The 13946-nt window shown below is 57.1% G+C and carries 18 protein-coding genes and 1 tRNA gene; 9 read left to right on the forward strand and 10 right to left on the reverse strand.

Annotation, left to right across the window (positions count from 1 at the left end; translation table 11 throughout):
* Positions 1 to 16: 16 nt before the first annotated feature.
* Both CUC55_RS15510 and CUC55_RS15515 read right to left on the reverse strand, forming a co-directional pair.
* The gene (locus CUC55_RS15510; protein ID WP_067642587.1) at positions 17 to 439 is read right to left on the reverse strand and encodes a hypothetical protein; all 423 of its coding nucleotides are present in this window, start codon (positions 437 to 439) and stop codon (positions 17 to 19) included.
* On the reverse strand, positions 432 to 698 hold the full coding sequence (locus CUC55_RS15515; protein ID WP_103088450.1) for a type II toxin-antitoxin system prevent-host-death family antitoxin: 267 nt from the start codon (positions 696 to 698) through the stop codon (positions 432 to 434). The genes CUC55_RS15510 and CUC55_RS15515 overlap by 8 nt, the downstream gene beginning before the upstream one ends.
* A gap of 188 nt (positions 699 to 886) precedes the next feature.
* Here CUC55_RS15515 and CUC55_RS15520 point away from each other — a divergent pair, with 188 nt between their 5' ends.
* Positions 887 to 1531: a TetR/AcrR family transcriptional regulator gene (locus CUC55_RS15520; RefSeq protein WP_103088451.1), complete on the forward strand. Its 645-nt coding sequence runs from the start codon at positions 887 to 889 to the stop codon at positions 1529 to 1531.
* A gap of 166 nt (positions 1532 to 1697) precedes the next feature.
* Here the strand turns inward: CUC55_RS15520 and CUC55_RS22900 are convergent, their stop codons facing one another.
* Positions 1698 to 1850, reverse strand: a complete 153-nt coding sequence (locus CUC55_RS22900) for a hypothetical protein (RefSeq protein ID WP_170063897.1) — start codon at positions 1848 to 1850, stop codon at positions 1698 to 1700.
* 42 nt (positions 1851 to 1892) lie between these two features.
* Here CUC55_RS22900 and CUC55_RS15525 point away from each other — a divergent pair, with 42 nt between their 5' ends.
* On the forward strand, positions 1893 to 2222 hold the full coding sequence (locus tag CUC55_RS15525) for a DUF6105 family protein (RefSeq protein ID WP_067642596.1): 330 nt from the start codon (positions 1893 to 1895) through the stop codon (positions 2220 to 2222).
* Here the strand turns inward: CUC55_RS15525 and ruvX are convergent.
* Together ruvX and CUC55_RS15535 are read right to left on the reverse strand one after the other, a co-directional pair.
* Entirely contained in the window at positions 2162 to 2653 is a 492-nt protein-coding gene (ruvX, locus tag CUC55_RS15530; protein WP_103088452.1) for a Holliday junction resolvase RuvX, read from the reverse strand. The genes CUC55_RS15525 and ruvX overlap by 61 nt on opposite strands.
* A 9-nt stretch (positions 2654 to 2662) precedes the next feature.
* Complete coding sequence (locus tag CUC55_RS15535) at positions 2663 to 2965, reverse strand: alkylphosphonate utilization protein (protein ID WP_067642602.1); 303 nt, start codon at positions 2963 to 2965, stop codon at positions 2663 to 2665.
* A gap of 83 nt (positions 2966 to 3048) precedes the next feature.
* On the opposite strand from CUC55_RS15535, the gene CUC55_RS15540 reads away from it, so the two are divergent.
* Positions 3049 to 3753, forward strand: a complete 705-nt coding sequence (locus tag CUC55_RS15540; protein ID WP_103088453.1) for a metal-dependent hydrolase — start codon at positions 3049 to 3051, stop codon at positions 3751 to 3753.
* 51 nt (positions 3754 to 3804) lie between these two features.
* Here CUC55_RS15540 and CUC55_RS15545 read toward each other — a convergent pair whose 3' ends face one another.
* Complete coding sequence (locus tag CUC55_RS15545; protein ID WP_103088454.1) at positions 3805 to 4662, reverse strand: M48 family metallopeptidase; 858 nt, start codon at positions 4660 to 4662, stop codon at positions 3805 to 3807.
* A gap of 254 nt (positions 4663 to 4916) precedes the next feature.
* Here CUC55_RS15545 and gatC point away from each other — a divergent pair, with 254 nt between their 5' ends.
* The 4 genes from gatC (at position 4917) to recJ (ending at position 9652) form a co-directional block, all read left to right on the forward strand.
* Entirely contained in the window at positions 4917 to 5204 is a 288-nt protein-coding gene (gene gatC / locus CUC55_RS15550; RefSeq protein ID WP_067642610.1) for an Asp-tRNA(Asn)/Glu-tRNA(Gln) amidotransferase subunit GatC, read from the forward strand.
* Between the two features lie 58 nt (positions 5205 to 5262).
* Entirely contained in the window at positions 5263 to 6744 is a 1482-nt protein-coding gene (gatA, locus tag CUC55_RS15555; RefSeq protein WP_103088455.1) for an Asp-tRNA(Asn)/Glu-tRNA(Gln) amidotransferase subunit GatA, read from the forward strand.
* An 809-nt stretch (positions 6745 to 7553) separates the two neighbouring features.
* Positions 7554 to 7754, forward strand: a complete 201-nt coding sequence (locus CUC55_RS15565) for a hypothetical protein (protein WP_157940967.1) — start codon at positions 7554 to 7556, stop codon at positions 7752 to 7754.
* Between the two features lie 95 nt (positions 7755 to 7849).
* Positions 7850 to 9652 carry a single-stranded-DNA-specific exonuclease RecJ gene (gene recJ / locus CUC55_RS15570; protein WP_170063914.1) on the forward strand — a complete coding sequence of 601 codons (1803 nt, stop codon included), beginning with the start codon at positions 7850 to 7852 and terminating at the stop codon, positions 9650 to 9652.
* An 89-nt stretch (positions 9653 to 9741) separates the two neighbouring features.
* Here recJ and CUC55_RS15575 read toward each other — a convergent pair.
* The 4 genes from CUC55_RS15575 to CUC55_RS15590 all read right to left on the reverse strand — a co-directional run bounded on the left by CUC55_RS15575 (position 9742) and on the right by CUC55_RS15590 (position 12269).
* Positions 9742 to 9816, reverse strand: a tRNA-Glu gene (locus CUC55_RS15575).
* Positions 9817 to 10197: 381 nt separating this feature from the next.
* Positions 10198 to 10401, reverse strand: a complete 204-nt coding sequence (locus CUC55_RS15580; RefSeq protein ID WP_067642622.1) for a DUF3126 family protein — start codon at positions 10399 to 10401, stop codon at positions 10198 to 10200.
* A 118-nt stretch (positions 10402 to 10519) separates the two neighbouring features.
* Positions 10520 to 11344, reverse strand: a complete 825-nt coding sequence (gene cysE / locus CUC55_RS15585; RefSeq protein ID WP_067642625.1) for a serine O-acetyltransferase — start codon at positions 11342 to 11344, stop codon at positions 10520 to 10522.
* A gap of 136 nt (positions 11345 to 11480) precedes the next feature.
* A complete protein-coding gene (locus CUC55_RS15590; protein ID WP_103088758.1) occupies positions 11481 to 12269 on the reverse strand; it encodes an alpha/beta fold hydrolase in 789 nt (262 codons plus the stop codon).
* A 152-nt stretch (positions 12270 to 12421) separates the two neighbouring features.
* On the opposite strand from CUC55_RS15590, the gene CUC55_RS15595 reads away from it, so the two are divergent.
* Together CUC55_RS15595 and CUC55_RS15600 are read left to right on the forward strand one after the other, a co-directional pair.
* On the forward strand, positions 12422 to 12667 hold the full coding sequence (locus tag CUC55_RS15595) for a zinc-finger domain-containing protein (RefSeq protein ID WP_067642630.1): 246 nt from the start codon (positions 12422 to 12424) through the stop codon (positions 12665 to 12667).
* Positions 12668 to 12692: 25 nt separating this feature from the next.
* Positions 12693 to 13862, forward strand: a complete 1170-nt coding sequence (locus CUC55_RS15600; protein WP_067642633.1) for an FAD-dependent monooxygenase — start codon at positions 12693 to 12695, stop codon at positions 13860 to 13862.
* The last annotated feature ends 84 nt before the right edge of the window (positions 13863 to 13946 follow it).

Raw genomic sequence — 13946 nt, forward strand, 5'->3', positions numbered from 1 at the left:
AAACGATAGCGCTTTACTATGTTCTGCTGACCTTGGCGGAACCGGTCGCCAGAAATGGTGCAAAGGCCAAACGTATTTCCTCGAGAAAGGCTTCGCTAAAACGCCCGATCGTTTCACGTCGCGCATCGAAATGGTAAGACTTTTCGATCACATCGTAATTGCATTCACTGACGGTGATCCAGCCGCGCTTGTAGCGCGTTAGATTTGCCCGACGTAATTCAAGTCCCGGGATCTCAATAGCTTTCTGGTCATGACTGGGTGGCTTGGAAGATATGGGAAGCAGGAGGATGTGCGTTAGGCCTTCCTTATCCTTGATCGCAAGGATCATGCAGACCGGGCGGTCCTTTTCGCCGTGATCGCGATGTGGATGGATGTTATTTTGCCATCGCCACAGATAAGGATAAAGTACAATGTCACCGCGTTGGAACTTGTCACTCATCGCGCGCCGCCTGATACTCTTTCGAGTCACTTTCTAGCTGCTCTCGAAAAAGCGAGACTAAATCTTCAGGCATTTCGTCGGCAGCATATGCCTTGCGTAGATCTTGGTTTCCCGCCAGTTTTTCAAAAAGATCGATGGGGATAACCACCACCGAAGGGCGGCCGTGTTTTGTCAGAGTGATTGGTTCTTTCTGGGCTTCGTCGTGATAACGTCCGAAATGCCGCATGAATTCAGCTGTCGATATCGATTTANGGGACATGATCGCTCTCCTCAGAAANTTTTCTGTATAATACAGNAAATACAGGTTTCTGTAAATTGGCTTTCTTTTGTGTCTCGNCCCCCTTCATCAACAAGAACCTTCACCTCCCCAACCTCCCTCGCATTGTCCTCCAATTAACCCTTAGCTAACTGCGTTGACAAAGTCACCACGCGGAGAGTTGCGGGAATATGCTGACAATTGACGATACTGCTGCTGAGRCTGCCCNNGRAAAGCGCATCAAGGATCGCGCCGCGACGGAGAAGGCTATCTTCAATGCTGCCAAGGCCCTGTTGGCCCAGGAGGGGTTTCAGGGCTTCGGCATCAATGCCGTGGCGCGGCGGGCAGGGTGCGACAAGCAGCTTATCTATCGTTATTTCGGTGGCCTTGAGGGGCTGATCGCGGCGATCGGCGAGGACCTTGGTTCTTGGGTGAAGGATCGTATTCCCGAAGATACAGGCGGCATGTTTATGCTGACCTATGGCGACCTGATGGAGCGGCTTGCGCTATCCTATCTGGATGCGTTGCGCTGCGATCCACTGGTTTGCAAGATCATTGCCTGGGAAGTGTCGGAACACACGCCGCAGGTCAAGCAACTGGCGGACGCGCGGGCAAAAGCGCTGTCCAAATGGCTGGATAAAATGCGTGGTTCCCTTGCAGCACCCAAGGGTGTCGATACCGCTGCCGTCAACGCCGTGCTTTTTGCCGCCATCCAGCATCTGGTCATCAGTGGTGCCACAAACGGCCAGTTCGCCGGTGTCGCGCTCAAAACCGCTCGGGATTGGGACAAGATCGGCACAGCCGTGAAGCGGATCGTTCGCGGCGTTTACGGTTGATAGAGCCAACGACCCGTTCCAAAGCGTCCGGTTGGACCTTAACGCTCGCTCGCGCGTTGTTACTGTGAGGCGGCGACTTTATCCACAGCCCTTCGTCTTCCGTTAACCATAAACAAAACTTTTATTTGCCCGCTCAAGAGGTGAAGATCATTATATTAAGGAATTATTAACCATGCGCCTGTGGGCGTGTGAAAGGAACCGCCGTGCCCCGCTGGATATCCTTGACCGTCATGATGACGTTCTTTGCAATGCTGCCGTTGGACATCGATGCGCCGACTGTCAATCTGTGCCTGATGGCGTGCCTGCGTTGGGCGGTCATCGCGGCCCTACCGGATACCTTTTTTCTGCGAGGGCAAACGGCATGAAGTGGTTTTTGATTCTGTGGGCCGGTCCTGTGGCGTTTCTAGGCGCGTGGTACTTTCTATCCTATTACGACATGAGCTTCGGCTTCTTCATGCTCACGCGGCAAAGCCACGATCTGGTCTTCCAGATTTACGGTAACGTGCTGGGCATTGCGCCGGAAACCATACCGCCGCTTGTCGCACGTGCCATCGCGTTCGATAGCCTAATTGTTTTTAGCATTATCGGTTTTCGCAAGCGCAAGGCCATTGCTGCGTGGTGGCGCAATCGTCAGGCATCGAAAGCCGCAGCGTCCCTGCCAAGAGCCGACAGCCTGTCTAGTGCTCCTTGAAGGATAAAGCTGGCAGCAGCCGAATCGATACGTTGCGCCCGCTTGGCGCGGGATACGTCCATTTCCAGAAGCGCGCGCTCGGCAGCCACAGTGGACAGGCGCTCATCCCAATAGACGAAGGGCAGGTCGGTCTTGTCGCTCATGGCCCGTACGAAGGCGCGCGTTGCCTGAACGCGCGGTCCCGCGGAACCATCCATATTCGTGGGTAGACCGATGATGAAGGCGGCCACTCTTTCCTTGGCGGCAAAATCGAGCAGCACCTGTGCGTCGGCGGTGAANTTTACGCGTTTTAGAACAGGGCGAGGGGTCGCGAACCGGCGTGACAAATCCGACATGGCAAGGCCGATTGTCTTGGTGCCGAGGTCAAGACCTGCAATGGCCTGTCCTGTCTGCAAAAAGCCTGCAAGTTCCTCAATCGTCAGCGTCGCCATGATGATGTCTCAGCGTTTGCGGACGAATTCAGTGCGCAGCACGAGACCCTTGATCGCGTCGTGCCTGCAATCTATTTCTTCAGGATTATCTGTGAGACGGATAGACTTGATGACAGTGCCCTGCTTCAACGTGGTGCCGGCACCCTTGACCTTCAAATCCTTGATCAAAGAAACGGAATCGCCATCAACGAGAATGTTGCCTGCAGCGTCGCGCACTTCGTTGGCCTTCGCCGCCTGTGCTGCGATTTCGGAGGCTGGGCGCCATTCACCGGTCGCCTCGTCATACACATATTCGTCACTATCTGTCGTCATCTTCGCAATCCGNAAAAGGTGGGTCGTCTCATGATATGGNCCGTCCTATGTCACACTCTACCGGCAATACAAAGGAGAACTTCATGAAACTCAACTGGCTCGGCCATTCCGCATTTCGCCTTGAAACCGGCAAAGCAAAAATCCTCATCGACCCGNTTTTCACTGGAAATCCCAGCTTTGCTGATCAGGATGCCAAGGATGTCGCAAGCGGCATTACTCATATTCTGCTGACCCACGGCCACGGTGACCACGTCGGCGATGCCATTCAGCTGGCGAAAGACACCGGCGCGACCGTGCTGGCCAACGCCGACCTTGCCGCATGGTTGAGCTTCCGGGGTGTCCAGAAAATCGAGATGGCCGGTACCGGCGGCACTGTCACCTTCGATGGCTTCTCTGCCACCCTGACCAATGCGTTGCACTCCTCCGCGCAAATCACCGAAGATGGCGTGTCCCATTCCCTCGGTAGCGCCAACGGCCTGATGCTGCATTTCGAGGATGGCCCAACGGTCTATCATATGGGCGATACCGATANTTTCTCGGATATGGCCCTGATCAACGAGTTGCACGAACCCGAGATCGGCCTTGTCCCGATTGGTGATCGCTTCACCATGGGCGGCGCGGTGGCGGCACTTGCCTGCCAGCGCTTCTTCAAGTTCCGCAACGTCATACCCTGCCACTACGGCACCTTCGGCATCATCGATCAGACACCGGAAAAATTCCAGACCGGCATGGACGGCTCACAGACGCGCGTCGATGCGCCAAGCGTTGGTCAGACCCTGACGTTTTAACAAAAAGCCCGACAGGCATCACCTGTCGGGCTTTTTTNNGKTTTGATGGTCTCAAGCGATCTGTGGTTCGGCGCGACCCGTCTGCACCGGCCGGGATGGCGCGGAAGGAATGCCGCTCAGTGCGTTTCTCCACTCGCTCAACGCTGCCACACGCCGCGTGTGGCGCGGGTAGAGCGAGAAGATGTTGAGGAAGAAGCCGGCAATGGACGGAACCATCTTGTCCTGCTCTTCAAAAGCATTCGGGTTCATCTGTGCGTTCAGCTTGGCGCTGCCGCAGGCCAGCATCTGAAGGGCGGTGCGAGAGGACTTCAGGTTGCCGGAAACGACGAGGCCAACACGGTCGCAGGTCAGTTCGCGTGCGCGGGAATAGGCCTGGCCCAGAAACGGAATGATGAGGCCGGGCAGGCGCAGGAAGCTCCATGGCTCGTCCAGATGGCCCGCAACGTGGTGACCCAACTCGTGGCCGATCACGAATCTCACCTGCTCTTCATCGTCGGAATCGATCAGGGCCGATGTCAGCCAGATGTAGCGTGTGCGACCAACCAGCGTCAGCGCCATTGCATTGATCACGCCGCTGGAATTGTAGACGAACGCCCGCGGTGCTTCTCTCAACCCTAGCTTCTGCGCGCCCTCTGCCACCATCTTGTGAAGGTGGGGAAACTGTTGTTCGCTCACCAGAACATAGTGGCCCATCATATAGGCGCGGACCAATGATCTCGCGACGTACGAGNAAAACCAGATGATGAGAATGTAGAACAGGAAAACAAAGAGGATTCCGATGCTCTCCGTTGTCGCAATGTAGAGGATGCCAGCCGCAATCCCCAGCCAAACCAGCGTGCCGATGAGCAGCGTTAGAAAACCGTACGTCTTTTCTTTCGAATGGCGCACTTTGGATATGTCGAAATTCATATTTAACCCCCGTTAAACAGCATGATCGAGAAGCGTTAAGGCTTAAAAAGAAGAGGCCCCACCCGCTTCCTGCTGCAAATGACTTATTCAGNAAAAATGAGGCGATATGCCCCGCGTGNAAACTCGCGTCTAAATAATAAGTTCCCGCATAAAGAGAATATTATTTCCTGCATTGTTTCATGGCCCGATGACGGTTGCGAACTGCGGGCGCGGTCATTATAGCGAATAGGAAAATTCTTGACTGGAGTAGAACCATGTCCGTCGATCTTGCCACCGTGAAGCGCGTTGCGCGCCTAGCCCGTATTGCCGTTAGCGAAGACGAAGCCGAGAAAATGCTTGGCGAGTTGAATGGCATTCTTGGTTTCGTGGAGCAGCTTTCGGAAGTAAATGTCGATGGTGTCGAGCCCATGACGTCAGTGACGCCGGTTGCCATGAAGAAGCGCAGCGACACCGTGACGGATGGCAACAAGGCTGACGATATCGTCGCCAATGCACCCGCCACCGACCGCAATTTCTTCCTCGTTCCGAAGGTGGTTGAATAGGCCGCACCAGCCCGTTCCCATTTGCCCGATCTAAAAGTTTTTGAAAGCCGTTGCCGATATGACCGACCTGACAAGCCTGACCATTGCCGAAGCGCGCGAGAAGCTGAAGGCAAAGGAATTCACCGCCGTCGAACTGACGGATGCCTATCTTTCGGCTGTTAATGCCGCCAATGAAAAGCTGAACACCTACGTTGCCGTTACCCCTGAAAAGGCGCGTGAGATGGCCAAGGCTTCCGACGAGAAGCTTGCCTCTGGCAATGCCGGTGTGCTGGAAGGCATTCCTCTCGGCGTGAAGGACCTGTTCGNCACGCGTGGCATTCACACGCAGGCCTGCTCTCACGTTCTGGATGGTTTCAAGCCGGAATACGAATCCACAGTCACCCAGAACCTGTGGGATGCCGGTGCCGTCATGCTTGGCAAGCTCAACATGGATGAGTTCGCCATGGGCTCGTCCAATGAAAGCTCCTATTACGGCCCGGTCATCAACCCGTGGCGCGCCAATGGTTCCGACAAGAACCTCGTACCCGGCGGCTCCTCGGGTGGTTCCGCTGCCGCCGTCGCCGCGCATCTGTGCGCCGGTGCCACTGCAACAGATACAGGCGGCTCCATCCGCCAGCCCGCAGCCTTCACTGGCACCGTCGGCATCAAGCCAACCTATGGCCGCTGCTCGCGCTGGGGTATCGCTGCTTATGCCTCCTCGCTGGATCAGGCTGGCCCTATCGCCCGCGACGTGCGCGATGCCGCCATTCTCCTGAAGTCCATGGCCAGCGTCGATGCCAAGGACACCACATCCGTCGATCTGCCGGTGCCGGATTATGAAAAGGCCATCGGCCAGTCGCTGAAGGGCCTCAAGATCGGTATTCCCAAGGAATACCGCGTCGAAGGCATGCCGGAAGAGATCGAAAAGCTCTGGGCGCAGGGCATTGCATGGTTGAAGGATGCTGGTGCGGAGATTGTTGATATCTCGCTGCCGCACACCAAATATGCGCTTCCAGCCTATTACATCGTCGCTCCAGCCGAAGCGTCGTCCAACCTTGCCCGTTACGATGGCGTTCGCTACGGCCTGCGCGTTGACGGCAAGGACATTGCCGACATGTACGAGAAGTCCCGCGCAGCCGGTTTCGGCTCGGAAGTCAAACGACGCATCATGGTTGGCACCTACGTGCTATCAGCCGGTTATTACGACGCCTATTACCTGAAGGCCCAGAAGGTCCGCACGCTGATCAAGCGCGATTTTGAGACTGTCTTCCACGACGGCGTTGACGCGGTTCTCGCTCCGATCACGCCATCNTCGGCGTTTGAAATCGGCGACAAGGAACTGGCAGCCGATCCAGTCAAAATGTACCTCCAGGACGTCTTCACCATCACGGTCAACATGGCAGGCCTGCCAGCCATGTCCGTTCCCGCCGGTCTAGACGGCAAAGGCCTGCCTTTGGGCCTCCAGCTTATCGGCAAGCCGTTCGATGAAGAGACGTTGTTCAAGACGGTCTATGCGATTGAACAGGCAGCGGGCAAGTTTACGCCTGCGAAGTGGTGGTAAGCTGTATTCAGCTGCGACGGTTCGGTGTGTTACCTCTCCCACAAGGGGAGAGGTAATCCGTAACGGCACCGCGCTTTATCTCCCCCTCAAANGGGGGAGGTCGTTCGCTGAGAGCTCTCGCCAATTTTGACGGCTGTGGATGGACCAGTGAGCAGGCGTCTAGCCGATCTCCCCACCTGTGGGGGAGATGCCCGGCAGGGCAGAGGGGGGAAACCCCACCCGCAGACCTTCACTCCACCAGAAACAAAACCCNAAAAAAGCAAAAACTTTTTTCTCCACGCTCCCTAAACCCATGCCTAAAATTCACCCGCCTCCTAACCGCACTGTATCGCGAGACAGTGCAGGCAAGGCGCAGGTAGCGTTGGCATCCACCCGGAACGTGCGGGTAGCGGTCAATGCTGCCAAACGGCAGGCCTACGTTGCTGTCCGATTCCCTTCAAGGTTCGGTACAGCAGCGGCAGGACTTGGAGACGAACCATACGGGGCGAAGCCGGGGCCGTTCAAGGCTCGGCTGAACCTCACTTTTCACCAGCGGGTACGCCTGCCTGCCGGTGGAGAGATTTATGATGACACTGAAATGCCAGAGGCCACGCAAATGCGGAGCCAAAGAACGAACCATACCAGAGACATCACCGCATTTGCGTGTGCTCTCCGGATCGAGTGAACATAGCACGGGCGTGAGCGCGCCGCGTGAACGGCAAAGCTTGTCCTTGGTGTCGCCGGGCTATTTGACAATCGAAAGCTTTGCAAAAGCCGGGAATATGATGGTATCCTGATATGAGTTCACCAAAGCGAAGGGAGGCGCAGACGTGAAAGCGACCATATTGTTCAAAGACGACCATTTCGTCCCGCCGGAGACCATTCGAAAGCCGCGCCGGTTGGGTGCAAACGATAATCTCCGCAGCCTTGAATTCGAGATGCAGGATGAGGAGCGCGACTGGCTGGTGCCTTGTCTCTTCGCTGCCGCTTTCTGTGGTTTTGCCGTCTTCATATTCATGCCGCTGTGGTAAGCCGGACATCCGTGCATATTTACCTTGAAAAAGCCGGGCTCGGCCTTTAGCCCGTTACGAAACAACCGGCTGGATGGGTAAGCTGACGTATGGCGATGATTGAGGCGGTCGATACTGTGGCGAGAGCGTTTCTCGGCGTAGATCGGTCTGCAACGGAGCAGAAGTGGATGTCGCGGCTGGATCAGGCCGGGCAGAACCGTGCTCTGGCCATGTCGCAGGTCCATGGCATTCCTGAACTGGTCGCCCGTGTGCTGGCGGGCCGTGGCGTTGGCGTCGATGATGCTCTGGCCTTCCTCGACCCCACCATCCGCTCCCTGATGCCGGACCCGTTGACGCTCACCGATTGCGAAAAGGCAGCAGAGCGCATTGCTGACGCCATCAAGCGCAACGAGAAGGTCGCGATTTTTGGCGACTATGATGTGGATGGCGCGTCGTCTTCGGCGCTGATGTATCGGTTTCTGCACCACTTCGGGCTGGAGCCTGAAATCTATATTCCGGACCGTATCTTTGAAGGCTACGGCCCCAATCCGGCCGCGATGCAACAGCTTGCGGCCAATGGCGCGACGCTGATCATTACCGTCGATTGCGGCTCGACCAGCCACGAATCGCTCGCCGCTGCCCGCGATGCCAAAACGGATGTCGTCGTCATCGACCACCACCAGGTCGGCACAGAACTGCCGCCAACGGTGGCGCTGGTCAATCCCAACCGTGAGGACGATCTGTCGGGGCAGGGGCATCTTTGCGCGGCAGGTGTCGTGTTTCTCGTGCTGGTCGCCACGCTGCGTGTCCTGAAGGACCGGCGTGACAGCCGCGCCTACACGCTCGACCTCCTGTCGCTGCTCGATATCGTCGCCCTTGCGACGGTATGCGATGTCGTACCGCTCAAAGGGCTGAACCGCGCCTACGTGGTAAAGGGTCTCATCGCCGCACGCCATATGAACAATGTCGGGCTTGCCGCGCTGTTCAAGAAGGCCGGTCTTGGCGGCCCTGTGACGCCTTACCANTTCGGATTTTTGGTTGGGCCGCGCATCAATGCAGGCGGTCGCATCGGCGATGCGGCTCTCGGCAGTCGCCTGCTGACGCTTGATGATGCGTCCCAGGCTGAAGTCATTGCCGAGAAACTGGATGAATTGAACCGAGAGCGCCAGGCGATGGAAGCCGCCATGCTGGCGGAAGCCGAAGCCGAGGCGCTGTTTGAATATGGTGACGGCACGGGTGCGGGCGTCATCGTGACGGCGCGGGAAAACTGGCACCCCGGCATTGTCGGTCTTCTCGCCTCGCGCCTGAAGGATCGCTTCCGTCGCCCTGCCTTCGCCATCGCTTTCGACTCGCAAGGCAAGGGAACCGGCTCCGGGCGCTCGATCAATGGNTTCGATATGGGCCGCATGGTGCGAAACGCAGTCGACGCCGGTCTGCTGGTCAAGGGCGGGGGACACGCCATGGCCGCTGGCCTGACGGTGGAGCGCGCCAATCTTGGGCGCTTGCGGACCTTCTTTGAGGAGGCCGCCCATAAAACTGTTTTTCAACTGGTCGAAAACAGCGTGTTGNAAATCGATGGCGCAATTGGTGCATCCGGTGCCACGCTTGCGCTGGTGGAGCAGATGGAACAGGCGGGACCCTATGGCTCTGGCCACTCGCAGCCTATCTTCGCGGTGCCAGCCCACCGCCTGCGCGATGTCCGCGTTGTCGGAACCTCGCATGTGAAGATCACGCTGGAGGCAATGGACGGTTCCCGACTGGATGGCATAGCATTTCGCGCCGCGGACGCGCCTCTGGGCCAGATGCTGATGAATGCGCGGGGCCGCCAGATCCACGTCGCCGGCACGCTNGGGGCTGATCAGTGGCAAGGTCNAAAAAGAGTACAGCTTCGCGTTCTGGACGCTGCCATAGCGCCGTAACGCACTCGTCAGATCACAAAAGTTACGCGCAGGCGTGCTTACAAGCTGGTTTAACCAACGCTCGCATCACCATGATATATTTGGGAGAGTGGTACGCCCTAGGGGAGTCGAACCCCTCTTTACAGAATGAAAATCTGTCGTCCTAACCGATAGACGAAGGGCGCATACCTTGTGTGGCGCCCTTATAGTCAGGCACCGGATTCTCCGCAAGCGCCTATTTCCACNTTTTTTCATTTCCATGACATTTTTATTCAAGCACACATGAGTGCTGTGGAAAAGCGTGACCGCTTAAGCCGAAAGACTAAAAAATTCATGGGGCATAACGGTAGTAGGGAGAGGGGGAAGCGTGGAGTTTAAGACGGGATCAGGGGGCGTCCCGTTGGTCTTAAACCCCACGCTTCATCGGGGGACGCTGAATAAACGGATCACCTTTAAACTGGTTCCCGAGGCTTTTAGAAAAATTACGAAATGCGCTCTCCAAAACAAAACCGCCCGCAGACATGTGTCGCGGGCGGTTTCGAAATCACGATGTCACCGATCGGTGATTACAGGTCGACGTCCAGGATCGCCATGGAGAAATTGTAGGAGCGGTCGCCGTCTTCGTCATCGATGTAAACGACGCCAAGAAATTCTTCGCCAGCGTAGACTTCCGCCGAATCATCCTTGCGGGGGCGAGCCTTGACGGCCAGCGTTTCGTTGAAGGTGCGCTTGAAATAGGCGTCGAGCTTTTTGATTTCCTCGGCTTTCACCAGTCTTCTCCTGTGCGGTTCACGTTGCGCCGCTTTTGGCATGGCTTAAAGGCGAAAGTAAAGTCAAAGAGGTAAATCGTCCGCGTGATCCACACGGACGTCGCCCAAATTAGGTGCCTCAGATATCGGCACCGATGATCTGATCCATGATGCGCGAAGGTTCGTTGCAGCCGCCATCTCCCACCACACGCGCTGGCACACCTGCGACTGTCGCGTTCGGTGGTACAGGCTTCAGAACGACGGAACCTGCGGCTATGCGCGAGCAGCTGCCGATCTCGATATTGCCGAGGATTTTTGCGCCCGCGCCGATCAACACACCGCTGCGAATTTTCGGGTGGCGATCTGCGCCTTCCTTGCCGGTGCCGCCGAGGGTGACGCCGTGCAGAATGGAGACGTTGTCACCGACAACGGCGGTTTCGCCAACGACGAGACCGGTTGCATGGTCGAGGAACAGGCCCTTGCCGAGGCTTGCGGCCGGATTGATGTCCGTCTGGAAAATACTCGATGCGCGGCTTTGCAGGTAGAGCGCGAAATCGCGACGACCCTTGTGCCACAGCCAGTGGGCGAGACGGTGGGTCTGAATGGCCTGGAAACCCTTGAAATACAGCACGGGCTCCATGAAACGAGTGCAGGCCGGATCACGGTCGTAGACGGCCTGAATATCGACGCGCAGAATGGAGCCCCATTCCGGCCAGTCCTCAAGCATTTCCTCGAAGGTCTGGCGCAGCAGAACGGCCTGCATATCCGGGTGGTCGAGAAGTTCGCAGATTCGATAGGCGACGCACGCTTCCAGCGAATGGTGGTTTAAAATCGTGGTGTAGAAAAAGGCCGAAAGCAGCGGGTCCTTCGCCGCCGCTGCGCGTGCCTCGTTCTGAAGACTTCCCCAGATAGGATCAACAACGGAAAGCTGATCCTGCTGGCGAGCATCTGTGCGTGCGACCATGACTGGTCTCCCTCAAATTGGTGCCGTTCATTTATACAGAAAAAAGTCTCGCCTAGAAATGGTGATTTACCAACGCGGTTAAAGACGCGAAAGGATCAGTTTTTCTGACAGCTTTTTGGNAAATAGTTCTTCCAGGTCAGGCGCTGGCGTCTATCTCTCGATNAAACTCCAGCACCGCGGCTTTGAAGACGCGGTCGCCGACGGCCAGCATGTGGTCGCGGCCGGGAATATCGATGGCTTTGGCATGGGGCATGAGCTGCGCCAACTCCTTGCCGGAACCGGCAATATCATCCTTTGTGCCGACAGCGATCAGCGTCGGAATATCGATTTTCGCTGCTTCTTCACGGGTCACGAGAACGCGGGAGGTTTCGATACAGGCGGCAAGAGCGATGCGGTCGCTTTTCGTCTGGTCGGCGAAGGCACGGAACATGCGGCCACGCTCATGGGTGACGACATCGAGCGACGGGGCGCGCAGGGCGTCTGCAATCGGGTCCCAATCACCCACTCCATCCACCATGCCGATGCCAAGGNCGCCGAACACCAGCGAGCGCACCCGCTCGGGGTGGGCCATGGCGACAAAGGCGGAAATGCGCGCGCCCATGGAGTAACCCATGACGTGGGCTTCAGCGATTCCTAGATGGTTCAGCAGTCCAACTGAATCTTCTGCCATGGTTGCGGGGTAATAGGCGTCCGCATCGTGCGGCTTGTCACTTGCGCCATGGCCGCGATTGTCCAGCGCAATCACGCGGTAGCCGGCATCGCCCAGCGTCTTTACCCAGCCGGGATGGACCCAGTTGACCGAGGCACTGGAGGCGAAGCCGTGAATCAGAAGAACCGGAAAGCCAGACGGGTCACCCTCGTCGAAATAAGCCAGTTGCAGGCCATCGCGGGAGTAAGACAGAAACTGCGGGACATTGAGATTCATCACGGACATCCNTTTTGGCGCACCATATGTCAGGAAATCGAAGCGTTGAACATATTGCGCGATGTTTTCTGTGGAGGTGACACGCATTTGAGGTTACATATCCGCAAAAGCTGAGCGCGCGCTCATCCACGAAATTGCATTTGGAGACGATTATGGCCGGGCATACAATTCCCCACTTCCAGAACGATGGCGGACACGCCGTGATCGAAATCGGCGTCAAGGAATTCATGTGCACGGGTGCATCCGTGCCGTTCGACCACCCGCATATCTTCATCGATATGGGTGACGACAACGAGAAGGTCTGCTCCTACTGCTCGACGCTGTATCGCTACAATCCGTCGATAAAGGCCACGCAGACCAACCCTCCCGGCTGCGTCTTCCATGTGAAGGCCGCCTGACCTTATCTCAAGACCGGGGCTTTCCATGCCCGTAAAATCCGTAGCCATTATCGGTGCCGGCATTGCCGGTCTGACCGCCGCTCTTTCNTTTTCCAGACATGGCATCCGCAGCGACATCATCGAGCAGGCGCAACAGTTGGAAGAGGTCGGCGCAGGCCTGCAAATCTCGCCCAATGCCGCGCGTATCCTTGGTGCGCTGGATGTGCTTAAGCAGATCGAAGCGCAATGGCTGGAGCCTGCGACCGTGGATCTGGCATCCGGCCTTTCGTTGAAGAGGCTGGTTTCGCTACCCATGCGGGATGTTGCAAGGCAGCGCTGGGGTGCGCCTTATGGCGTTCTGCATCGCGCAACGCTGCAGGGTGCGCTCATGGCGGCGGTGAAGCAAAACCCGCTTTGCCATCTGTATCTTGGTAAAAGGCTGGATGTTGTCGATAAGGCTACCATCACAGCCATGACGTCGCAGGACCATGATCTGATTGTCGGTGCCGATGGGGTCTGGTCGAGTGCGCGTTACGCGGTACCCGGAAGCCCATCCGCAACGTTTTCAGGCAATATTGCCTGGCGTTTCACCATTCCCCAGAGCACTGTTCCCGACTTTCTGAAACAGCAAAGTGTCACTGCTTTTCTCGGGCCGTCAGCGCATCTGGTGGCTTATCCGTTGGCGGAAACCGGTGGTTTCAACATCGTGGCGATCGCGGCGGGTACGAACCCCGGCGATAGCTGGGAGGCGCAAGCGCAGGGCAGGCAGCATGCGCTGTTGCTGAGCCAGTTCGGCCGCTGGAACCCGGGCATTTCAAAGATGCTGGAAAATGTTGCCAAGCCGACATTCTGGCCGCTGTTTCAGGCCGGTGAGGGCAGGTGGCACAATGGGCGCGATACGGTTCTGATTGGTGATGCCGCGCATGCGATGATGCCGTTTGCAGCGCAAGGTGCGGCGATGGCAATCGAGGATGCATTCGAGCTTGCCACTTTTGTTACTCGCGACCTTTTATTGGGTGATGCGCTGGCTTCGTTTGAAGCGCATCGTACCCCGCGCATAGAAAAGGCGCGCAAGCGGGCAGCGCTGAACAAATTTGCCTATCATGCCCGTGGTCCGTTGCGACTGGGGCGGGACATGCTGTTGTCGCTGAGGCCGCCAGAGGCGTTTCTGGCGGACTTCGACTGGCTGTATGGGTATCGTGCCGAGGGGCTTTGATGCTTTTCGCCGGAGAGGGTTCTTCCTCCCCTCGACGTCATCCTCGGGCTTGACCCGAGGATCTACCCACGTTTGACGTCAGGG

Origin of the sequence: Agrobacterium bohemicum, assembly GCF_002896715.1 — a bacterium.
Taxonomy (GTDB): Bacteria; Pseudomonadota; Alphaproteobacteria; order Rhizobiales; family Rhizobiaceae; genus Agrobacterium; species Agrobacterium bohemicum.